The 22,430-nt window shown below is 73.5% G+C and carries 19 protein-coding genes; 17 read left to right on the top strand and 2 right to left on the bottom strand.

Features of this window, described 5'->3' with window-relative positions; translation table 11 throughout:
* Positions 1–14 precede the first annotated feature (14 nt).
* Positions 15–857 (bottom strand): ABC transporter permease, encoded by an 843-nt coding sequence (locus FXF52_RS21100; RefSeq protein WP_148799184.1) that lies wholly within the window; start codon positions 855–857, stop codon positions 15–17.
* On the bottom strand, positions 854–1,774 hold the full coding sequence (locus tag FXF52_RS21105) for an ABC transporter ATP-binding protein (RefSeq protein ID WP_255472185.1): 921 nt from the start codon (positions 1,772–1,774) through the stop codon (positions 854–856). The genes FXF52_RS21100 and FXF52_RS21105 overlap by 4 nt, the downstream gene beginning before the upstream one ends.
* A gap of 525 nt (positions 1,775–2,299) precedes the next feature.
* On the opposite strand from FXF52_RS21105, the gene FXF52_RS21110 reads away from it, so the two are divergent.
* The 17 genes from FXF52_RS21110 to FXF52_RS21190 all read left to right on the top strand — a co-directional run bounded on the left by FXF52_RS21110 (position 2,300) and on the right by FXF52_RS21190 (position 22,430).
* Positions 2,300–4,399 (top strand): TOMM precursor leader peptide-binding protein, encoded by a 2,100-nt coding sequence (locus FXF52_RS21110; RefSeq protein ID WP_148799188.1) that lies wholly within the window; start codon positions 2,300–2,302, stop codon positions 4,397–4,399.
* Positions 4,400–4,453: 54 nt separating this feature from the next.
* Positions 4,454–4,636 carry a hypothetical protein gene (locus FXF52_RS21115; protein ID WP_046564715.1) on the top strand — a complete coding sequence of 61 codons (183 nt, stop codon included), beginning with the start codon at positions 4,454–4,456 and terminating at the stop codon, positions 4,634–4,636.
* 186 nt (positions 4,637–4,822) lie between these two features.
* The gene (locus FXF52_RS21120) at positions 4,823–5,041 is read left to right on the top strand and encodes a thiazolylpeptide-type bacteriocin (protein WP_255472186.1); all 219 of its coding nucleotides are present in this window, start codon (positions 4,823–4,825) and stop codon (positions 5,039–5,041) included.
* Positions 5,042–5,117: 76 nt separating this feature from the next.
* Positions 5,118–5,303, top strand: coding sequence for a thiazolylpeptide-type bacteriocin (locus FXF52_RS21125; RefSeq protein WP_046564718.1), 186 nt, complete (start codon positions 5,118–5,120; stop codon positions 5,301–5,303).
* Positions 5,304–5,403: 100 nt separating this feature from the next.
* On the top strand, positions 5,404–7,371 hold the full coding sequence (locus FXF52_RS21130; RefSeq protein WP_148799190.1) for a TOMM precursor leader peptide-binding protein: 1,968 nt from the start codon (positions 5,404–5,406) through the stop codon (positions 7,369–7,371).
* A gap of 10 nt (positions 7,372–7,381) precedes the next feature.
* Positions 7,382–9,067: a nitroreductase family protein gene (locus FXF52_RS21135; protein WP_148799192.1), complete on the top strand. Its 1,686-nt coding sequence runs from the start codon at positions 7,382–7,384 to the stop codon at positions 9,065–9,067.
* Positions 9,068–9,105: 38 nt separating this feature from the next.
* Entirely contained in the window at positions 9,106–11,883 is a 2,778-nt protein-coding gene (locus FXF52_RS21140; RefSeq protein ID WP_148799195.1) for a lantibiotic dehydratase, read from the top strand.
* Positions 11,880–12,929 carry a thiopeptide-type bacteriocin biosynthesis protein gene (locus tag FXF52_RS21145; protein WP_148799196.1) on the top strand — a complete coding sequence of 350 codons (1,050 nt, stop codon included), beginning with the start codon at positions 11,880–11,882 and terminating at the stop codon, positions 12,927–12,929. The genes FXF52_RS21140 and FXF52_RS21145 overlap by 4 nt, the downstream gene beginning before the upstream one ends.
* Complete coding sequence (locus FXF52_RS21150; protein ID WP_148799198.1) at positions 12,926–14,149, top strand: M50 family metallopeptidase; 1,224 nt, start codon at positions 12,926–12,928, stop codon at positions 14,147–14,149. Before FXF52_RS21145 ends, FXF52_RS21150 begins: the two co-directional genes overlap by 4 nt.
* 59 nt (positions 14,150–14,208) lie before the next feature.
* Positions 14,209–15,405, top strand: a complete 1,197-nt coding sequence (locus tag FXF52_RS21155; protein WP_148799200.1) for a low temperature requirement protein A — start codon at positions 14,209–14,211, stop codon at positions 15,403–15,405.
* Positions 15,406–15,492: 87 nt separating this feature from the next.
* Complete coding sequence (gene argC / locus FXF52_RS21160; RefSeq protein ID WP_148799202.1) at positions 15,493–16,494, top strand: N-acetyl-gamma-glutamyl-phosphate reductase; 1,002 nt, start codon at positions 15,493–15,495, stop codon at positions 16,492–16,494.
* Between the two features lie 55 nt (positions 16,495–16,549).
* On the top strand, positions 16,550–17,722 hold the full coding sequence (gene argJ / locus FXF52_RS21165; RefSeq protein WP_148799204.1) for a bifunctional glutamate N-acetyltransferase/amino-acid acetyltransferase ArgJ: 1,173 nt from the start codon (positions 16,550–16,552) through the stop codon (positions 17,720–17,722).
* A complete protein-coding gene (gene argB, locus FXF52_RS21170) occupies positions 17,719–18,606 on the top strand; it encodes an acetylglutamate kinase (protein WP_148799206.1) in 888 nt (295 codons plus the stop codon). The genes argJ and argB overlap by 4 nt, the downstream gene beginning before the upstream one ends.
* Positions 18,603–19,790: an acetylornithine transaminase gene (locus FXF52_RS21175; protein WP_148799208.1), complete on the top strand. Its 1,188-nt coding sequence runs from the start codon at positions 18,603–18,605 to the stop codon at positions 19,788–19,790. Before argB ends, FXF52_RS21175 begins: the two co-directional genes overlap by 4 nt.
* Positions 19,787–20,716 (top strand): ornithine carbamoyltransferase, encoded by a 930-nt coding sequence (gene argF, locus FXF52_RS21180; protein ID WP_148799210.1) that lies wholly within the window; start codon positions 19,787–19,789, stop codon positions 20,714–20,716. Before FXF52_RS21175 ends, argF begins: the two co-directional genes overlap by 4 nt.
* Positions 20,713–21,228 carry an arginine repressor gene (locus tag FXF52_RS21185; RefSeq protein WP_148799212.1) on the top strand — a complete coding sequence of 172 codons (516 nt, stop codon included), beginning with the start codon at positions 20,713–20,715 and terminating at the stop codon, positions 21,226–21,228. The genes argF and FXF52_RS21185 overlap by 4 nt, the downstream gene beginning before the upstream one ends.
* Positions 21,225–22,430: an argininosuccinate synthase gene (locus FXF52_RS21190; RefSeq protein WP_148799214.1), complete on the top strand. Its 1,206-nt coding sequence runs from the start codon at positions 21,225–21,227 to the stop codon at positions 22,428–22,430. Before FXF52_RS21185 ends, FXF52_RS21190 begins: the two co-directional genes overlap by 4 nt.

A 22,430-nucleotide genomic window follows, 5' to 3' on the forward strand; every position in this document is an offset into this window, starting at 1 on the left:
TCTCCTCCGCCCGGTCAACCGACGTCCCGGCGTGCCGCCAGCCAGCTGCCCAGCCCGAACATCAGCAGTACGTAACCCAGCAGCACGACAGTCGGCACCAGCGCGCTGGCGGACTCGATCACGCCGGGGGTGCCTCCGTCGAACTGCGACCGCGCGCCGAGCGCGCCGGCCAGCGCGCCGGAACTCGGTGCCAGCAGCACCTTCTGCACCGCCGTCAGCGGGCTCAGCACGAGCGCGAGCCCGCTGATCGCGTTCTCCAGGACCAGCGTCCAGATCAGACCGACGGCGATCGCGGTGGTGGCGCTGCGGAACGCGATCGCCAGGAACCAGCCGACGCTGGCGTGGGCGGTGCAGATCAGCCAGGCGGCGGCCACCGCACCGGCGAGGTCGGCGACGGGCGGCCACTCGGCGTCCCGTCCCTCGACGGCGGCCAGCGACCCGGTGGTCACCGCCAGCAGGCCGAAGGTGAGCACGGCGATCAGCAGGGCCAGGCCGCACAGGACGACGGCGTGCCCGGCCATCACCTGCCCGCGCCGGGGCCGCTGGGTGAAGAGCAGGTTCCACGTCCCCCAGCGGTATTCGTTGCCCACGACCAGCGCGCCGAGGATGACCACGATGGCGCCGCCGAAGAGCGGGAACAACCCGATCCCGGTGGGCACGAGCTGACCCGGCAGGACGCTGGCCAGCAGCGACTCGGCGGCGTCCGTCTCCTTGGGATCACCGGCGAGGGCCAGGTGCACGAGGTACGGGACGCCGATGCCGAAGACCAGCGCGAGGGCGGCCCAGGTCGCGGTGACCGTCCAGACCGCCGGCCGTTTCCGGTCGGCGAACCAGGCCGCCCGCACCGAGGCCATCATCGGGTGCCTCCCGTCGTGATCGTCTGCTCCTGGCGGGTGTGTCGCTCAGGCGCGGTCAGTTCCAGGAACGCCTCCTCCAGCGAGTGGCGCAGCGGGCGCAGTTCCCGTACGTCGATTCCGGCCTCGACCAGCCGCCGGTTGAGTGCCCCGGCGAGCGCCGGGTCCGTGGTGACCCGCAGCCGCCCGTCGACCGCGTCCACCGCCCGGACCCGGTCGTGCGCGCGCAGGCAGGCCGCCGCTTCGTCCATCGGGTCGGCGTCGATCAGCAGCACCGCCTGGCCCAGCGTCCCGCGCAGCTCGTCGGGCGTGCCGTCGGCGATCACCCGGCCGCCGTCGATGACCACGATGCGGTGGCAGATCTGCTCCACCTCGCCGAGGACGTGGCTGGAGAGCAGCACGGTCCGCCCGTCCCGGCCGAGCGCCCGGAGCAGCTCGCGGATGTCGGTCACCCCGGCCGGGTCGAGGCCGTTGGTCGGCTCGTCCAGGATCAGCAGGCTCGGCTCCTTGAGCAGGGCGGCGGCCACCCCGAGACGCTGCTTCATGCCGAGGGAGTAGGTCCGGAACTTCGATCCCGCCCGGTCGGTCAGCCCGACCTCGGCCAGCACCCGGTCGGCGGCGGTGTCCGGCACGCCCGCGTACCGGGCGGCCAGCCGCAGGTTGTCGCGGCCGGACAGGTGCGGATAGAAGGCGGGTGACTCGATGAGCGCTCCCACCCTCGCCAACTGCTCTGGGTGGCCCGGCGAGCGGCCCAGCACCCGGATCGAGCCGCTGGTCGGCCGGACGAGCCCGACCAGCATGCGCATGGTGGTGGTCTTGCCGGCCCCGTTGGGGCCGAGGAAGCCGAGGACCTCGCCCTCGCGTACCCGCAGGTCAAGGCCGTCGACCGCGGTGACCCCGCCGGGATAACGCTTGGTCACCTCATGGACTTCAATGGCAAAACGGTCATTCCTCACCGTGGTACCGCAATCGTGCGATGCTGAGCGGCGCGATGGCCGACCGGATTTTCCTTTGCGTTCATCCGCAGTCCTTCGAATTCCCGACCGCGCCACAGGGTTAATTGTGTGCCGTCAATTATCTGCTGGTTTTGGGCAGCGTGGGTCGATGGCGACCGGTTTGGCCCCCGATCGTGTCGCCGTTACCCGCCGTCGCCAGCGGCCAGCTCTGCCGTCATGAAAGGCCTTCTGACCTGCGGTGGCGTGGACGGCGCCCACAGACTAGCGGAGGTTGATCGGCTCCGGAAGGTGGCTCGTGGGCGCGGGGACGAGTTTTTGTCTTAGCCGCAGCTCAATGCCCATGAATTCACTTGCGCCACTGTCCGGGGCGAAACATTCTGTTGACTTAATACTTGATCTTGGGCAGCATGAAGACACTTTCGGGACTGTCTAAGTCGTTGCCGTGGGGGACGCATGAACCAGCCGTCGGACGGTGGAACAAGCCTGGAAATGCGTCCCAAGCTGCGGCACGACGTGGTCTTCCTGGATGCCCCGGCCGGCGCGTACCTGCGCGGCCCGGACAGCGCATTCCTGATCAAGGGCAAGTCGGCCTTTCGCTGGCTGACGTCGCTGAGCCCCTACCTGACCGGCGAGCACACGCTCGGGCAGCTCACCGCGGCCCTCGACCCGGGGCAGCGGCAGACCGTGCTCACCCTGGTCCGGGCCCTGATCTCCCGCGGGTTCGCCAAGGACGCGGGGGACCGCACCGAGTTGCCGGAGCCCGTGGCCCGCCGGTTCGCCGCCCAGATCGAGTTCATCGACCACTTCGCGGACGACCCCACCGGCCGGTTCCAGCGTTTCCACACCGCCCGGGTGGCGCTCTGCGGCGGGGGAGAGGCGTTGCTCGCCGCGGCGAGCGGCCTGCTCCGCAACGGCTGCGTGCGGCTGGACCTCCACCCGGACGACGACCCCGGCCGGTACGCCGAGGCGCTGCGACCCGAGCTGGCGGATCTGCGCGCCGACGGCCTGGCCGCGGAGGTCCACTTCCCCGGCGGGGCGCCCGACCTCCGCGCGGTGGACGCGGTGGTCCACTGCGCCGGCCCCGCCGGTCTGGCTCACCTGGCCGAACTGGCCCGCGCCTGTCACCGGGACGGTCCGCTGCTCGTGCCGGTGCTCTGGGACGACCGGCGGGCGGTGGTCGGGCCGACCGTCGGCGCGGGACGGACCCCCTGCTGGCACTGCGCCCAGCTCCGGCTCGCGGCCGGCGACGACCCGGCGGCGGCCGCGGAGTTCTGGCGGCAGTTGGCCGTCGGCGACCCCGGCGCCGCGGCGGCGCTGCCCGAGGTGACCGCGCGGATGCTCGGCAACGCCGCCGCCTTCGAGCTGTTCCGGGCCCTCACCGGCGCGGTCGCCCCGGACACCGCCGGCGGGGTGCTGCTGCTCGACGCGTCCACCCTGGAGTCCAGCCGGGAGCGGGTGCTGCCGCACCCCGGGTGCCCGGTCTGCCGGGACGTCGAGGTGACCGAGCCGGGGCCGCCGGCGGCGTCCGACGACGAGACCTACCAGCGGGCCGAGGCGCTGGTGTCGCCGAACGCCGGCGTGTTCACCCGGTTCGTCGACGACCCGCTGGAGCAGGCACCACTGAAGACGGCGCGGCTGCGGCTGCCCGGCCGGCGCGGGCCGCGCGAGGTGACCGCATTCGACGTGCACACCGTGATGGGCGCCCGACTGGCCGCCTACCGGGCCGCGGTCCGCGACCACGCCGCCCGGTACCCGGACCTGGCCGCGGCGGTCACCGCGTCGGCGGTCGAGCTGCGCGAGCGGGGCGAGCACCCGGTGCCCTGGACGGAACTGACGTCGGCGACCGTCGCGCCCGACGACCGGCGGCCGATCCGCTGGCTGCCGGCCGTGGGGCTGGGGCGGGCGGAGTCCGGGTGGGTGCCGGCCGCGCTGGCGCTGCCCACCTCCGCGTTCAACGCCGAGGGCTGGGCCGAGCCGACGGTGGCCGGCGCGGCCGCTGCCGGGACCCTCGACGAGGTCATCGACCAGGGGTTGGCGGACGCGCTGGCCTACCGGGCGCTGACCGCCGCGCTGCGCGGCCGCGGCGAGCTGATCCCGGTGAGCGAGGAGGACCTGGTCGGCGACGACGACACCGCCTTCGTGGTCAAGGCCGCCCACCGGTTCGGCCGCCGGCTGTCGGTGTTCGCGCTGGCCGGAGCCGAGCCGGCGACCGCCGTGCTCGCCGTCGCCGAGCCGCCGGGCGGCGGTGACCGGGACTGGGTGCTGGCCGGCGGGTTCGACCCGGTCGCCACCCGGCTGGCGGCCGTCCGGGACGCGGTCGGACGCGTCCAGGTGCGGCACTTCGAGGACGCCGTGGCCGACCTCGGCGACCCGGTGCTGCGCGACCTCGACCCGGCCACGCTCGCCGCCGGCGCCACCGCTGCCGGCCCGGCGGGAGCGGCCACCGACCGGGCGGCCGTGCTGGCCGCGCTCGACGCGCACGGGATGAGCGCCCTGCTGGTCGAGACGACCACCCGGGACGTTCGGGCCACCGGGGCCTTCCGCAGCGGGGTGGTCCTGCTGCGCCGGCCCGCCCCGGCGGCCGACTGAGCCACCACGTCAGTGGTTTCGGCGAGGCACGCACCACGGAGGGAGGTGGAAAATATGCCGATCACCCTGAACGACGAGCTCCGCGAGCTGGAGACCGAGACCTTCGAGATCGAGGAGGTCGAGGACGGCGGCGAGGCGCTCGCCGCGACGAGCTCCAGCTGCTCCTGCTCGAGCTGCTGCAGCTGCAGCACGTCGAGCTGCTGCAGCACCAGTACCAGCACCTCCAGCTGCGGCTGACCGGGTGAACGGGGTTGCCCCCGACGCTGACGACTTCCAGTCCCCGGTGGGACGCCGCACGAACGACGCACCATCGCCGCCGGCCCACACCGGCGAGTAGCCCCTGCGTGCCTCCGCTGGATCCACCGTGGTGGTGCGACGCGCACCCACCGATGACTGGCGCGACCGCGGCTCAAGGAGAGGCCCGTGCCGACACGACCCCCGACATCCGGCGTACTGCCCGACTCGGTCCGCAGCGAGCTGCGCGACCTGCAGACCGAGACGTTCGAGGTCGAGGACATCGCTGAGCTGTCCGCCGACCTGATGGACATCTGCAGCAGCAGCACGAGCACGTCGAGCTGCTCCAGCTGCAGCACGTCCAGTTGTTGCAGCTGCACCTCGTCGAGTTGCAGCAGCACCAGCTGAGCCACGGCGCCGCCGGTCGGTCCGGACGCCCGGCCGGCACCGCGGCCCTGATCGCCCTGAGGGGAGGTGGAAGGAAATGCCGGAACTGACTGAGGAACTCCGCGCGTTGGAGACGGAGACGTTCGAGATCGAGGACGTCGACGCCATCGACGCGATGGTCATGGACTGGTCCAGCTCCAGCTGCTCCTGCTCCAGCTGCTGCAGCTGCAGCACATCGAGCTGCTGCAGCAGCAGCACCAGCACCGGATGCGGCGGCGGCTGACCGAGCCGACCGCCGTGACCGTCCCCGCCGGCGAGCCACGTCGGCGGGGCGCCGGTCCCCTCCCATCAGCACAGGTAGCGACCGCAGACAGGTGAACCGCATGATCGTCGATGTCCGGACCACCTCCACCGGGTGGGACAGCAGCCTCAAACAGCTCGGCGAGGCGTTCCACGAGCGACGCCAGGACCGGGCGCGGCAGCCGGCCCGCCCCACCGCGCCGCTCGACGGGGTCACCGTGCGCATCGCCGCCCTCGGCCTGACCGACGCGTACGCCGACGGCGGCGACGGCCTCACCGGCGACGTGGTGCCGATCTGGCTGCACGGCGCGACCGCGCTGGTCGGACCCCGCTGGACGGGCGCCGACGACGCGGCGGCCGATCGGCCCGGCCCGTGCCCGCTCTGCGTGCAACGGCGCTGGCAGGCAATCCGGGTACGCGACGAGCGGCACGCCCTGGAGCACCAGGCCCGGGTCGGCACCGTGGCGCCGCTGCCCCACCTGACGCCGTTCGCGGTCGACGCGCTGTGGCAGCTCCTCCTGGACGCCTGCCGCCCCCGGACCGAGCGGCCCGGTGTCGGACGCCTGCGGCAGCTGCGGATGGACACCCTGGAGACCACCGTGGTCGAGGTGCTGGCCGACTCCGAGTGCCCGGCGTGCGCGACCGTCCGCCCCGACACCGCCCAGGCCGCGGTCATCCCGATCACCAGCCGGCCCAAGCCGGACCCGTCCGCGTACCGGCTGCGGTCGGCCGGCGAGCTGGACCTCCCGGTCGCCGCGCTGGCGAACCCGGTCGCCGGGGCGCTGGGCGGCAGCGCGCTGCGCGCGTACAACGCCACCGCCACCGCGCCGGTGACCGGCTACTTCCGGATCCGCAGCCGCTACGACCTGCACGAGATGTGGTGGAGCGGGCACGCCAACAGCTACGGCAGCAGCGAGACCTACGCGCTGCTGGAGGGGCTGGAGCGGTATGCCGGCCAGTTCCCCCGGGCGCGGCGGACCACGGTCGTCGACAGCTACGCCAACCTGGCCCCGGACGCCCTTGACCCGGCCGGTCTGGGCTACCACCCGGCCTTTTACCATGGGCACGGGCTCTACTACGCCCCGTACTCGCCGGACGAGCCGATGCCGTGGGTCTGGGGATGGTCGCTGCGTGACCACACCCCCCGTCTCGTCCCCGAGCAGCTCGTCTACTACCTGGACCGCCGCACCGACCACCGCAAGTTCGTCCAGGAGTGCTCCAACGGCTGCGCCAGCGGCAGCTGCCCGGAGGAGGCGCTGCTGCACGGCATGCTCGAACTGATCGAGCGGGACGCCTTCCTGCTCGCCTGGTACGGCTCCGCCCGGCTGGCCGAGATCGACCCGGCCACCTGCCGGGACGAGCGGGTGCACTTCATGCTCGACCGGGTGGACCTGCTCGGGTACGACATCCGGCTGTTCGACACCCGCGCGGACCTGCCCGTGCCGGTGGTCACCGCGGTCGCGGTCAAGCGCGGCGACGGGCTCGGCCAGCTCTGCTTCGCCGCCGGCGCCAGCCTCGACCCGGACGACGCGGTCCGCGCCGCGGTCTGCGAGACCGCCTCCTACGTGCCCGGCTTCGACGAACGGGTCGCCGCCAGCGAGCCGGAGCTGCGCGAGATGACCCGGGACTACACCAAGGTCACCGAGCTGAGCCACCACGCGCTGCTGTACGGGCTGCCGGAGATGACCCGCCACGCCGCGTTCCTCTTCGACGACCCGCCGCTGCGGTCGATGACCGAGCTGTACGGCGACTGGCTGTCGGTCCGCCCGACCCACGACGACCTGCGCGCCGACGTGGAGTATCTCAGCGGGCTGATCGCCGGGCTCGGCGGCGACGTCGTCGCGGTCGACCAGACCTGCCCGGAGCAGGAGATCGCCGGAGTGCACACGATGGCCGTGGTGGCACCCGCCCTGGTCCCCATCGACTTCGGCTGGCAGCGGCAGCGGGTGCTCTGGAGCGACCGGCTGGAGCGCCACCTGGCCCGGGGCGCGCAGGGACCCGACCGGCTCGGCGCCACCGGCCGCAACCCCCACCCGCACCCCTTCCCGTAGGAGCACCGACATGCAGCAGGAGGCCCTCGAGGTCGTCCGGGAGTACGCGCAGGCGGTGTTCCGCCGGGCCCGGGTCCCGATGGAACCGCTCAACTACGAGGTGGACTGGGCCGACCAGCCCTCCCGGCACACCAGCTACCCGGGCGCCCCCCGGGTGCCGCTGCCGGTGGCGCTGCCCGACCTGCCCACCCTGCGTGACCTGTTCACCGGGGAGCACCTGCCGCCGCCCGGGGGATGGTCGCTGGACAGCCTGGCCACCCTGCTGCGCCTGTCGTACGGGGTGCTCGACCGGCGGCTCACGGTGAACTGGAACCAGGACCTGGCCAAGCGGGCGCATTTCGAGCACGCCGTCTGGGGGCGGGGCACCGCCTCCGGCGGCGGCATGTACCCGGTGGAGCTCTTCCTGGTCGCCGGCCCCTCCGCGCCGCTGCTGCCCGGCGTCTACCACTACGGCACCGGCCAGCACGTGCTGGAGCGGCTGGTGCTCGGCGACGTCAGCGACACGGTTCGCGCCGCCGTCGGCGACCCGGCGGGCGACGCGGACAGCTTCCTGGTGGCGAGCATCCGGTTCTGGAAGAACTCGTTCAAGTACAACAGCTTCTGCTACCACGTGGTCACCCAGGACCTCGGCGCCCTGCTCGGCTCCTGGGACCTGCTCGCCCGCGCGCTCGGCGTGCCGCTGCCCCGGCTGCTCGGCTTCGACCCCGCACCGGTGGACCGGCTGCTCGGCTTCGACAGCGACCGGGAGAGCGCCTTCGCGGTCGTACCCCTGCACTGGGCCGGCGCCCACCCGGACGGCGACCCGGCCGCGGACGGCGGCACCGGCCCGGACGGCGGCACCGACCTGGACGGCGGCGGCCGCTCGGTCGGGCACGGAACGGCCGGCGAGCGGCCGGGCACGGAGATCCGGGTCCGGTACCCGGCCTTCGAGCGGTCCCGCCGGCTGCGGGAGTTCCCGGCCGTGACCGAAGTGCACCGGGCGGCGGCGGCCCCCGCCGCTCCCGCCCCGGACGCCCTGGCGAACGCCGCACCCCGCGAGCTGCCCGGCGACCCGCTGGACCTGCCCGCGCCGCAGCTGGAGCGGCTGGCGCGTCCCCTGTCGACGGTGCTGGCGACCCGATCCAGCAGCTTCGGCCGGTTCCGCCGGCCGCCCGAGCTGACCGCCGCGGAGCTCGGCACCACCCTCGCCTTCGCCACCGCCGGCCGGCACCACCCGGCCGACGTCGGGCCGCCCGGTGACGCGCCGGCCCTCACCCGACTCTGGGTCTTCGCGAACCACGTCGAGGGTCTCGCCGCCGGCACCTACGCCTACTGCTCCGGACGGCACGCGCTGCTGCCCGCCGCGGCCGAACCCGACGGCGGCATGTCCGCCTTCCTGCAACAGCAGTACTTCCTCACCAACTACACGATGGGACAGGTCGGGGCGGTGCTGGCCATCGCCGGCCGGCTGGACGCCGTGCTCGACGCCGTAGGCCCGCGCGGCTACCGCATCCTCAACGCCGAGATCGGCGCCGTCGCCCAGCGGGCCTACTGCGCCGCCACGGCGCAACGCCTGGGCTGCGGCGCGGTGCTGGGCTTCGACAACGTCGCCATGGACGAGGCCCTCGGCCTCACCGGGACCGACGAACGGACCGTGTTGTTCCTCCTGCTCGGGCGGCACCCGGACGGGACCGCCGACCTGGTGTACCGGCTGTGACCACCCGCATCGCGAAGACGTCGACGAAGGAGAGACCCGTGACGGTGTCCCTGCCCGCACCAGCGGTCACCGAGCTGACCTGGCGGATGCCGGAGGTGTTCATGCTCCGCACCGCCGGCCTGCCGCTGGAGGTCGCCGACCGGCTCGCCTTCGACCGCAGCGCCGCGTGGGCCCGCCGCGCCCTCGACCTGGAGGACCGGCTGCGGGCCACCGGGCCGCCGCTGGCCGACGCGCTGCAGGAGGCGGTGGCCCGCAACCTCGACGACGACCGGCTGCGGCGGCGGCTGATCCGGCTGCGCCGGGACGTGTGGAACCTCCGCCGGCCCGATCCCGCCGACCCCGCGGCCTGGCCGGCCGGCCCCCTGGGCGAGGACACACACCGGCTGCTGGTCGACTGGCTGGAGACCTTCGCCGCGTACCAGCGGGAGTTGGCCGACGGCGCGGCGGTGCTGCACGGGGAATTGGCGGAACGCCGGGCGGTGCTGCACGAGCTGGCCGAGGACCCCGACCTGCGCGGCGGCATCCTGCTCGCGTCCCCATCGCTGGACCAGTACCTGCCCGCGTACCTCGCCACGCCCGGCCGGCTCGGCAAGCGGGCCCGGCGGGTGGAGCGGTCGCTGCTGGAGTACGCGCTGCGCACCGCCGCGAAGACCAGCCCGTTCAGCCGGCTGACCACGGTCAACGTCGGCACCTTCGGCCCCGGCGGCGGCGCGCTGCTCGACGTGGTGCCGGTGACCGACCGGACCGGGGAGGCGAAGCGGGGCGCGGCCCGGCTGAACCTGGCCGCGCTGGGTCGGTTGTCGGCCATCGTGCTCGCCGACGAGGCGCTGCGCGCGGACCTGCCGGTGGCCCTCACCACCGGCTGGCGCATCGAACGCGGCCGGCTGCGCTACCTGCGCCGACGGCGGACCAGCTCGGAGGACGGCGACGCCGCGATCACCCTGGAGTCGATCCACGAGTCACTGTTCGTGCTGCCCACCGGTCGGGTGCTGCACGACATCCTGGCCGCGCTCGACGGCGACCGGGTCCGGCGGATGGCCGACCTGGTCACCGAACTGGCCACCGACGACCGCCCGGCGGCGGAGATCGAGCAGTACCTGCACCACCTGCTGCGGGTGGGCCTGCTGGTGGTGCCGAACCTGCACCTGGACATCCATGCCGACGATCCGGTCGACGGCTACCGGCGGGCGCTGCGGGAGATCGGCCGGGACTGGGCCGACCGGCTCGCCGCGCGGGTCGACACCGTCAACCGCCTCGCCGCCGGCTATCCCGACCACGACGTGGCCGGCCGCCGCCGGGTGCTCGCCGACATCCGGCGGGAGCTGGCCGCGGCCCACGCGGACCTCGGCCGCGCCGACGTCCCGGCCCCCCGGACCCTGCTGTACGAGGACGCCACCCTGCGCACCCGGGTGCCGGTCACCGCCGACCGAGGCCGCTGGGAGCGGGACGTCCTGCCCGGCCTGCGGGCGCTGGCCCGGATCATGCCGGTGTTCGACATCAACCTGCCGCGCCGGCTGGCCACCAAGGGCTTCTTCCGGGCCCGCTACGGGGCCGGTGGACGCTGCGACGACCTGCTCACCTTCGCGCACGAGTTCCAGCAGGACTTCTTCGAGCACTACAGCGGGCGGATGATGCGCCGCCGGGCGTTCGACGCGGACAACGCGTACGTGCGGCAGGAGAACTGGTTCCGGCAGGCGGAGATCACCGCCCTGGACGACGCCCGGATCGAGGTGGCCCGGCGGATGAACGAGGCGTACGACCGGCTGCCGGCCGACGCCGAGGAGCTGCGCCTGGACGACGACTTCATGGCCGACATCGCCGCCATGGTGCCGGAGACGCTCGGCACGCTCGATCCCCGGTCCTTCTTCCTCCAGCTCGCCGACCAGGGTGACCGGCACCGGGTGGTGGTCAACCGGATCTACTCCGGCATGACGCTGCTGTTCTCCCGCTTCGCCCACCTCTTCGGCGACCAGGACCTCGCCGGCACGCTCCGCGCCGAGCTGGCCCGGCTCCAGCCGCCGGGCGCGGTGCTCGCCGAGCTCAAGGGCGGGTACGACGCCACCAACCTGAACCTGCACCCGGCGGTCACCCCGTACGAGCTGGTCTGCCCGGGGGAGATCAGCTTCCGGCCGGCCGGCGAGCAGATCCACATGGACGACCTCAGCGTCGAACACGACCCGGTGGCCGATCGGCTGCTGCTGCGCTCGCGCCGGCTCGACGCCGAGGTCATCCCGGTCTACCTGGGCTTCCTGCTGCCGATGGCGCTGCCCGAGGTGCAGCAGGTGCTGCTCACCTTCGCCTACCTGGGCATGGCCCAGCCGGACCTGTGGGCCGGCACCACCGTGCCGCTGCCCGGCCGCGGCATCGCCGGGTACCCGCGGATCGTGCACGGCGACCTGGTGCTGCAGCGGCGGATGTGGAAGCTGCACCCGGACCACCTGCCGCCGGCACGTACCCCGGAGCAGAGCGACGCCGACTGGTTCCTGCGCTGGCAGCGGTGGCGGCGCGACAACGGCCTGCCCCGGCGGGTCTTCGCCACGCCGGAAGGCACCCGGCTCACCCCGGCCGCCGGCGACGACGCCGGCCAGCCCGCGGCGGGCGGCCGGCCGGACCACAAGCCGCTCTACGTCGACTTCGACAGCCACTTCTGCCTGCAGTTGCTGGAGGCGACCGGACGGGGTGCGGGCAGCCGCCTGGTGCTCACCGAGATGCTCCCGGACCGCGACGAGCAGGTGCTCCGCGGCCCGGCCGGCACCCACGTCACCGAACTGACCGTGGAACTCAACGGCGTCCGCGCCGGAAAGGTGGACCGATGACGGACTTCCCCTCCCCGGTGGCGCACGGCTGGCTCAGCGTCCACGTCTTCTACGCCAGCAACGCCAACCCGATGCTCGTCGAGGGCGTCCGGCCGCTGGTGGACGAGCTGCGGGCCGAGGGGCTGATCAGCCGGTACTTCTTCATCAAGTACTGGATGGAGGGGCCGCACGTGCGGCTGCGGGTGTTGCCGGCGCCCGGCGTCGATCCGGCGGTGGTGCGGGCGCGGGTGGACGAGGCGATCGAGGCGTTCCTGCGCCGTCGCCCCGCTCTCTACGAGGTGGACAGCGAGGGGCTGGGCGACCTCTACAAGCAGATGTTCCTCGCCGAGTACGGCCGGCAGCGGTGGGACGAGGAGTACGGGCCGGACGGCGTGATGCCGATGCGGGCGAACAACAGCTGGCACCACATCCCCTACGAGCGGGAGTACGGCCGCTACGGCGGACCGGCGGGGATCGAGCTCGCCGAGTGGCACTTCGAGCACTCCAGCGACGTGGTGCTGGACCTGCTGGCCACCACCAACGTGCACGTCCGCCCGGTGCTGCTCGGGCTCTCCGCCCAGCTCAGCATGATGATGTGCGCGGTCTTCCTCGGCGACGACCGGCGGATCGCCGACTTCCTCGACGAGTACCGCCGGTTCTGGGAGGTCTCCTACTCGGAGCCGAGCGACGAATACCACGCCAGCTTTGACACCAGCTACCGGCGGATGGACGCCGCGTTGCGCGGGCGCCTGGCCCAGATCCGCGCGGCCGCCGGGGACCGGGCCGACGTCCGGCCTGGCGGCGTGGAGGGCCGCTGGTCGGCGCACTGCCGGGAGCTGCGGGACCGGGTCGCCGCCGCGGTCGACCGGGGTGACCTGGTGTTCCAGCGCGGCGGCGGCGAGCCCACCCCGGTCCGCGACCTGGCCGTCGCGCTGCCCATCCTGCTCAGCTCGTACGTGCACATGACCAACAACCGGCTCGGCGTGAGCATCCTCGACGAGATCTACCTGTCGTACGTGATGCGCACCGCGCTGCTCGACGACCTCGCCCCGGCCGGCCCGCGATGACCACCGTGGACGCGACCTGGACGCGGCCCCGGCTGCGGGCCGGGGTCGTGCTCGGCGCGGGTCAGTGGCGGGGGGAGAAGCTCGTCCACCACGTCAAGGACCCGGAGACCGGCTGGTACTACCGGATCGGGCCGCGCGAGCACTTCCTGCTGTCCCGGATGGACGGCACCCGGACGCTGGACGACCTGGCCACCGAGTACGCCGCCGCGTTCCGGCGGCGGCTCGGGCCGGAGAACTGGCAGCAGCTCTTCGGCATGCTGCACAAGCGGCAACTGCTCGACGGCGCCACCGATCCGGCGGCCATCGCCCGGCTCACCGCGGCGGCCGCCGACGGCGCGGCGAAGTCCCGGCGGGGTCCGCTGTCGGCCCGCTGGCCGCTGTACGACCCGGACCGGTTCTTCGACCGGCTGCTGCCCCGGCTGGCCCCGCTGTTCACCTGGTGGTTCGTCCTGCCGGCGCTGCTGCTGGTGCTCGCGGTCGCCGGGTACGTGGCGCTGCACCTGCCGGCGCTGCTCGCCGTGGTGGCCCGCGGCGACCGCCCGCTCGCCGCGATCCTGGCCGCGGTGGTGATCACCTGGGTGATCGTCCTCCTGCACGAGTGCGCCCACGGGCTGACCTGCCGGCACTTCGGCGGGCACGGCACCGAGATCGGGGTGATGTGGCGCTTCCCGCTGCTCGCCCCGTACTGCAAGGTCGACGACATCGTGCTGTTCACGCCGCGCCGGCGGGTGGCCACCGCGTTCGCCGGGGTGTTCGTCAGCATGCTGGCCCTGGTGCCGTTCGCCGCCATCCGGCTCTGGGGTCCGCCCGGGGCGCTGTCCGACCTGGCCGGCACGATGCTGCTCTTCGGCACCGCGACCGCCACGCTCAACCTGGTGCCCTTCCTCCGGCTCGACGGCTACTACATGCTCAGCCACGCGCTGAACCTCGGCGACCTGCGGGCCGACAGCTACCGGTTCTACGGTCGGCTGCTGCGGCACGGGCCCGGCGCGGTGCGGGGCTACCGTCCCCGCGACCGGGTGGCGTACGCCCTCTACGGGCTGGCCTCCCTGGCGTTCGCGGTGACGGTGCTGGCGCTGCTGGTGCACTACTGGTACGTCTCGCTGGCCCGCTGGGTCGGCCCCGGGTGGGCCGTCGCCATCCTGGTCGCGGAGGCGGTGGTGCTGCTGGCCCTGGCCGCCCGGGTGGCCCGCCGGCGCCCACGGAATCCCCCGACCTGACGCCCCCTGCACCACGACGTGGAATACTGCCCCAAAGGGGAAAAGTAGGGCAGATCTATATGGCCATCCGGGGTGGGGCGGCTGAGCTGCCGGGGAGCCGTCAGCCCCCGCAGCGGGCCGGCTTCGTCGAACTGCTCTTCGACGTGGTGCTCGTCTTCGCCCTCACCCGCCTCTCCGACCGGCTGGTCCATCAACTTGACTGGCACGGCTTCTACTCGGCGCTGGTGCTCACCCTGGCCATCTGGTGGCTCTGGTACCGCATGGCCTGGACGACCAACCGGTACGACCCCACCCGCCCGATGATCCAGGTCATGGTCATCGTGACCATGCTCGGCGCGCTGTTGATGGCCGCCGCGTTGCCGACGGCCTTCGAGGCCTACGGGGCCGTCTTCGCGGGGGTCTACGTCGCCGTCCAGGTGTTTCGGCATCTCTGGCTCGTGCTGTTCGCCGGGGACGGTTACGCGCGGGGGGTCAGCATCCGGATCCTCTTCTGGGCATGCATCTCGGCGGTCCCGTGGCTCGCCGGGATCGTCGCCCAGGACGGCCCGCGACTGGCCTGGTGGACCGTGGCGGTCCTCATCGACTACGCCGGCGGGCTGCTCGACTTCCCGACCCCCTGGTTGGGCCGCGCCGGCCTGCGGGGCCAGCCGATCGCCGAGGAGCACCTGACGGAGCGCTACCGGCAGGTGCTCATCATCGCCTTCGGCGAAACCATCCTGACCTCCGGCATCCAGATCAGCCCGTTCGGCTTCCAGCGCGAGCGGACGGCCGCGCTGCTGGTGGCGTTCCTGATCACCGTGCTGCTCTGGCAGATCTACTACTACCGGGCGGGCGAGATGCTCCCCGCCGCCATCGCGTCGTCCCGGGCCCCGGCCTACGTCGGTGAGCTCGCGTCGTACGCGCACCTGCTCATGGTGATCGGCGTCGCGGTCAGCGCCGTGGGTGACCGGCTGATCATCGCGGAACCCTTCGGCGAGACCAAGCTGTCGCGGATCCTGGTCATCCTCGGCGGGCCGGCGCTGTTCCTGGCCGGCCGGGCGATGCTCGACTACGCCGCCTTCAGTCGCGTCTCCTGGTCGCGGCCGATCGGGCTGGTGCTGCTCGCGGTCCTGATCCCGGTGGCCCACGCGTTGCCGCCCCTGCTGGTGGCCCTGGCCGCTGCCCTGGTGCTGGCCGGCATCGCCACCGCCAACGTGATCAGCTGGCGGCTGTACCCGAGGGAGGCGGCGCCGCCTCAACAGCCGCCGAGGGCATGAGGGAAGGTTCATGCAGTCGCCTGTATGAACTTGCAGCGGCACCGTCGATCCTGCTAGCCTTCTTTGCATAGTCATGCGGAGGTGAGTATGGGTATCCGGGTTGCGGTCGCTGGGGCGAGTGGGTACGCCGGTGGTGAGCTGCTGCGCCTGCTCGCCGGGCACCCCGAGTTCGACCTCGTCGCGGCCACCGCCCACTCGCAGGCCGGCCGGCCCGTCGCCGCCGTACACCCGCAGCTCGCCGGGCTGGACCTGGTGTTCGGGGCGACCGACCCGGCCGCCCTGGCCGACGCGGACCTGGTCTTCCTGGCCCTGCCGCACGGTGCGTCGGCGGCCCTCGCCGTGGCCCTCCCCGCGACCGTCAAGGTGGTCGACCTCGGCGCCGACCACCGGCTGGGTGACGCGGACGCCTGGTCCCGGTACTACGGCGGCCCGCACGCCGGGGCCTGGACGTACGGCCTGCCGGAGCTGCCCGGCCAGCGGGCCGCGATCGCCGCGGCGAGCCGGGTGGCCAACACCGGCTGCTACGCGGTGGCCACCACGCTGGCGCTCGCCCCGCTGATCGCCGCCGGCGCGGTCCACCCCACCGACGTGGTGGTGGTCGCGGCCTCCGGCACCTCCGGCGCCGGCCGGGCCGCGAAGGCCCACCTGCTCGGCAGCGAGGTGATGGGCGACCTGTCGCCCTACAAGGTCGGCGCCCACCAACACGTGCCCGAGATCAAGCAGGCCACCGGGGCGACCAGCCTCTCCTTCACCCCGGTGCTCGCCCCCATGCCCCGAGGCATCCTCGCCACGGTCACCGCCGTACCCACCGGCGACGCCGACCCCCGCGACGTGCTGGCGCGGGCGTACGCGGACGCACCCTTCGTGCACGTGCTGCCCGAGGGGGCGTGGCCGCACACCGCCGCCACCGCCGGCTCGAACTCGTGCCACCTCCAGGCCACCGTCGACGTCGACTCCGGCCGGGTGATCGTGGTCAGCGCCATCGACAACCTGGGCAAGGGCGCGGCCGGCCAGGCCGTGCAGAACGCCAACCTGATGCTCGGTCTCCCCGAGACCACCGGACTCTCCGTGTTTGGCGTGGCACCGTGAGCGCGAGGAGCGCAGCGAAGCGGAGCCCCGCAGTCGCGAACGAAAGGACGGCACCGTGACCGTCACCACCCCCCGAGGCTTCCGCGCCGCCGGTGTCGCCGCCGGGCTTAAGGCCAGTGGCGCCGGCGACGTCGCCCTGGTCGTCAACGACGGCCCCGACGCCGGGGTGGCCGGTGTCTTCACCGCCAACCGGGTCAAGGCCGCCCCGGTGCTCTGGACCCAGCAGGTCGTCCGGGGCGGCGTGGTCCGCGCCGTGGTGCTCAACTCCGGCGGGGCGAACGCCTGCACCGGTCCAGCCGGCTTCCAGGACACCCACGCCACCGCCGAGCACACCGCCGCCGCGCTCACCGCGGGCAGCCCCCGACTGATGCTCGGCGCCGGTGAGGTCGCGGTCTGCTCCACCGGCCTGATCGGCGAGCGGCTCCCCATGGACAAGCTCCTGCCCGGCGTACGCAACGCCGTGCGCGGCCTGTCACGCGACGGCGGGCAGCCGGCCGCCGGAGCGATCATGACGACCGACACCCGACCCAAGACCACGGTGGCCGCCGGCAGCGGCTGGACCGTCGGCGGCATGGCCAAGGGCGCCGGCATGCTCGCCCCGGCGATGGCCACCATGCTCTGCGTGCTCACCACCGACGCGGTGGCCGGGCCGGAGACCCTCGACGCCGCGCTGCGGGCCGCCACCCGGGTCACCTTCGACCGGATCGACTCGGACGGCTGCATGAGCACCAACGACACGGTGCTGCTGCTGGCCAGCGGCGCGTCCGGCATCGCGCCCACCGCGGCGGAGCTGACCGCCGCGGTCACCGCCGCCTGCCACGACCTGGCCCAGCAGCTCATCGCTGACGCGGAGGGCGCCACCAAGCAGATCGCCATCGACGTGGTCGGCGCCGCGACCGAGGACGACGCGGTCGAGGTCGGCCGGTCGGTGGCCCGGAACAACCTGGTCAAGACCGCGCTCTTCGGCAACGACCCCAACTGGGGGCGGATCCTCGCCGCGGTCGGCACCACCGCCGCCGCGTTCGAGCCGGACGGGGTCGACGTCGCGGTCAACGGGGTGTGGGTGTGCCGGGGCGGCGCCGCCGCCGAGGACCGCGCCAAGGTGGACCTCACCGGCCGGGACGTCACCATCCGGATCGACCTGCACGCCGGCGACGCCGCCGCGACCATCTGGACCAACGACCTGTCGCACGCGTACGTGCACGAGAACTCGGCGTACTCGACATGAGCCTCACCGCGGACCTCACCCGGGCCCAGGCCAAGGCCGAGACGTTGATCGAGGCCCTGCCCTGGCTGGCCCGCTTCTCCGGCGCCACCATCGTGGTCAAGTACGGCGGCAACGCCATGGTCGACCCTGAGCTGCAGCGCGCCTTCGCTGCCGACATGGTTTTCCTTCGCTACGCCGGCCTCAAGCCGGTCGTCGTGCACGGCGGCGGGCCGCAGATCTCCGCCATGCTGGGCCGGCTCGGCATCGCCAGCGAGTTCAAGGGCGGCCTGCGGGTCACCACCCCGGAGGCGATGGACGTCGTGCGGATGGTGCTGGTCGGGCAGGTCGGCCGGGAGCTGGTCGGCCTGATCAACGCGCACGGCCCGTTCGCGGTCGGTCTCTCCGGCGAGGACGCCGGGCTGTTCACCGCGGTGCGCCGCCCGGCGTACGTGGACGGGGAGCCGGTGGACGTCGGGCAGGTCGGCGACGTGGAGTCGGTGGACGTCTCGGCGGTGGCCGACCTCATCGCGGCCGGCCGGGTCCCGGTGATCTCCACGGTCGCGCCGGACGCCGACGGTGTGCTGCACAACCTCAACGCCGACACCGCCGCCGCGGCGCTCGCGGTCGCGCTGGACGCGCGCAAGCTGGTCGTCCTCACCGACGTGCCCGGCCTGTACGCGGACTGGCCGGACACGGCCAGCCTGGTCAGCGAGATCAGCACCGACGAGCTGGCGAAGCTGCTGCCGTCCCTGGAGTCGGGGATGGTCCCCAAGATGGAGGCCTGCCTGCGGGCGGTGCGCGGGGGAGTGCCCGCCGCGCACGTCGTCGACGGCCGGGTCGCCCACTCCACGCTGCTTGAGGTGTTCACCTCGGAAGGGTTCGGAACGATGGTGATCGCGTCATGAGCACGCTGGTGGAACGCTGGGGTGCGGCCATGATGGACAACTACGGCACCCCGCCGCTGGCGCTGGTCTCCGGTTCCGGCGCCGTCGTGGTCGACGAGGCCGGCCGGGAGTACGTCGACCTGCTCGGCGGCATCGCGGTCAACGCCCTCGGCCACGCGCACCCGGCCGTGGTGGCCGCCGTCAGCAAGCAGGTCGCCACCCTGGGACACGTCTCCAACCTGTTCGTCGCCGAGCCGCCGGTCGCCCTGGCCGAGCTGCTGCTGGCCCTCGCCGGCCGTCCGGGCCGGGTGTTCTTCGCCAACTCCGGCGCCGAGGCGAACGAGGCCGCGTTCAAGCTGTCCCGGCTCACCGGGCGCAGCCACGTGGTCGCCACCCACGGCGGCTTTCACGGCCGCACCATGGGCGCCCTGGCGCTCACCGGCCAGCCGGCCAAGGCCGACCCGTTCCGCCCCCTCCCCGGCGACGTCACCCACGTGCCGTACGGCGACGCGGCGGCGTTGGCGGCGGCCGTCACCGACGCGACCGCCATGGTGATCCTCGAGCCCATCCAGGGCGAGAACGGCGTCGTCGTACCCCCGCCCGGCTACCTGGCCGAGGCGCGGCGGATCACCGCCGCCCACGGCGCCCTGCTGGTGCTCGACGAGGTGCAGACCGGCGTCGGCCGCACCGGGCACTGGTTCGCTCACCAGGCCGAGGGCGTCGAGCCGGACCTCGTCACGCTCGCCAAGGGACTCGGTGGCGGGCTGCCCATCGGCGCCTGCCTGGCCTTCGGCCGGGCCGCTGGCCTGCTCGGCCCCGGCTCGCACGGCACCACCTTCGGCGGCAACCCGGTCAGCTGTGCGGCCGCCCTCGCCGTGGTCTCCACCATCGCCCACGAGGGACTGCTCGACCACGTCAAGCGGATCGGGGAGCGGCTGCGGCGCGGGATCGAGGCGCTCGGCCACCCGCTCGTCGCCGAGGTACGCGGCGCCGGCCTGCTGCTCGGCATCGTCCTCGACCAGCCCGTGTCCGGCGCGGTGGCGACCGGGCTGCGCGACGCCGGCTTCCTGGTCAACCCGGTGCAGCCCGGCGTGGTCCGGCTCGCCCCGCCGCTGATCCTCAGCGCCGCGCAGGTCGACGCCTTCCTCGCCGCCCTCCCGGCCGCCCTCGACGCCGCCGCCACCCCGACGGAGGTCCCCGCATGATCCGGCACTTCCTGCGCGACGACGACCTGTCGCCCGCCGAGCAGTCGGCCGTGCTCGACCTCGCCGCCCGGATGAAGGCCGACCGGTTCGCCCACCAGCCCCTGGCCGGTCCGAGGTCGGTGGCGGTGCTCTTCGACAAGCAGAGCCTGCGCACCCGGTTCTCCTTCGACGTCGGTATCGCCGAGCTGGGTGGGCACCCGCTCGTGGTGGACACCCAGGTCACCCACTTCGGGCGGGGCGAGACCCTGGCCGACGCCGGCCGGGTGCTCTCCCGCTACGTGGCCGCGATCGTGCTGCGGACCCACGGCGACGACCGGATCGCCGAGGTCGCCGCGCACGCCACCGTGCCGGTGGTGAACGCGCTCACCGACACCTACCACCCCTGCCAGCTGCTGGCCGACCTGCTCACCGTCCGCGAGCGGTTCGGCGCCACCGCCGGACGCACCCTGGCGTACGTCGGGGACGCGGCGAACAACATGGCGCACTCCTACCTGCTGGCCGGGGCGACCGCCGGGATGCACGTCCGGGTCGCCGGGCCGGCCGAGTTCCAGCCCGACCCCGAGGTGGTCGCCCGGGCCGAGAAGATCGCCGCGGGCACCGGCGGCTCGGTCCGCGTGCTCACCGACCCGGTCGCCGCGGTCCGCGCCGCCGACGTGGTCGCCACCGACACCTGGACCTCGATGGGCCAGGAGGCGGACGGCCTCGACCGGATCACCCCGTTCCTGCCGTACCAGGTCAACGACGCGTTGCTCGGCCACGCCGCGGCCGACGTCATCGTGCTGCACTGCCTGCCCGCCCACCGGGGCGAGGAGATCACCGACGAGGTGCTCGACGGGCCGCGCAGCGCCGTCTTCGACCAGGCGGAGAATCGTCTGCACGCCCAGAAGGCGCTGCTGACATTTCTCCTGGAGGCATCTACCCCATGACCGCGCCGCTGACCCGTGCCGCCCGGCACGCCCGCATCGTCGAGCTGATCCGCGACCGGGCCATCCACTCGCAGACCGAGCTGGCCGACCTTCTCGCCGGCGACGGCATTCAGGTCACCCAGGCCACCCTCTCCCGGGACCTCAAGGAGCTGGGGGCGGTCACCGCGCGCGGCGGCGACGGGCGCGGCGTCTACCTCATCCCGGAGGACGGCCACCGGCCGCTGCGTGAGGCCGAGGCCGCCCCGGCCCGGCTCGTCCGGCTGCTGCGCGAGCTGCTCAACGGGGTGGACTCCAGCGGCAACATCGCCGTGCTGCGCACCCCACCGGGCGCAGCCCATTACCTGGCCAGCGCGTTGGACCGAGCGGGCCTGCCCGAGGTCGTCGGCACCATCGCCGGCGACGACACCATCCTCGTCGTGGCTCGCGAGGCCGTCGGCGGCGCCGCCTTGGGCGACAAGCTTGCTGGCTGGGCCCGCCGGGAAGAGAACGTTGAAGGGAGCACCACACCATGACCGAGCGGGTCGTCCTGGCGTACTCGGGAGGGCTGGACACCTCCGTCGCCATTCCATACCTGGCCGAGCAGACCGGCGGCGAGGTGATCGCGGTCGCGGTCGACCTCGGGCAGGGCGGCGAGGACATGAACGTCATCCGGCAGCGTGCCCTGGACTGCGGCGCGGTGGAGTCCGAGGTGGTCGACGCGCGCGACGAGTTCGCCGCCGAGTACTGCCTGCCGGCGATCCGCGCCAACGCCCTCTACATGGACCGCTACCCGCTGGTCTCCGCGCTGTCCCGGCCGCTCATCGTGAAGCACCTGGTGACCGCCGCCAAGAAGTACGGCGGCACCATCGTCTCCCACGGCTGCACCGGCAAGGGCAACGACCAGGTCCGCTTCGAGGTCGGCCTGGGCGCGCTCGCCCCCGACCTGAAGATCATCGCCCCGGCCCGGGACTTCGCCTGGACCCGGGACAAGGCGATCGCCTTCGCCGAGGAGAGGGGGCTGCCGATCGACGTGTCGGCCAAGTCGCCGTACTCCATCGACCAGAACCTGTGGGGCCGCGCCGTCGAGACCGGCTTCCTGGAGGACATCTGGAACGGCCCCATCGAGGACCTGTACTCCTACACCGCCGACCCGGCGCAGGAGCGGGACGCCGACGAGCTGACCATCACCTTCGACGCCGGCGTGCCGGTCGCCGTCGACGGCGAGACCGTCACCCCGTACCAGGCGATCCTGGAGCTCAACCGGCGGGCCGGCGCCCAGGGCGTCGGCCGGCTCGACATGGTCGAGGACCGCCTCGTGGGCATCAAGAGCCGCGAGGTGTACGAGGCGCCCGGCGCCATCGCGCTGATCACCGCCCACCAGGAGCTGGAGAACGTCACCGTCGAGCGGGACCTGGCCCGGTTCAAGCGCGGCGTCGACCAGCGCTGGGGCGAGCTGGTCTACGACGGCCTCTGGTTCTCGCCGCTGAAGCACGCCCTCGACGCCTTCATCGACGACGCCCAGCAGCACGTCTCCGGCGAGGTGCGGCTCACCCTGCACGGCGGCCGGGCCACCGTGACCGGGCGGCGCTCCGAGGCCAGCCTGTACGACTTCGGCATGGCCACCTACGACACCGGCGACACCTTCGACCAGTCCCTGGCCAAGGGCTTCGTCCAGCTGTGGGGCCTGCCCAGCCGGATGGCCGCCGCGCGGGACGCCCGGCTGGGTGGCTTCTGA

Origin of the sequence: Micromonospora sp. MP36, from assembly GCF_008119785.1 — a bacterium.
Lineage (GTDB): Bacteria > Actinomycetota > Actinomycetes > Mycobacteriales > Micromonosporaceae > Micromonospora.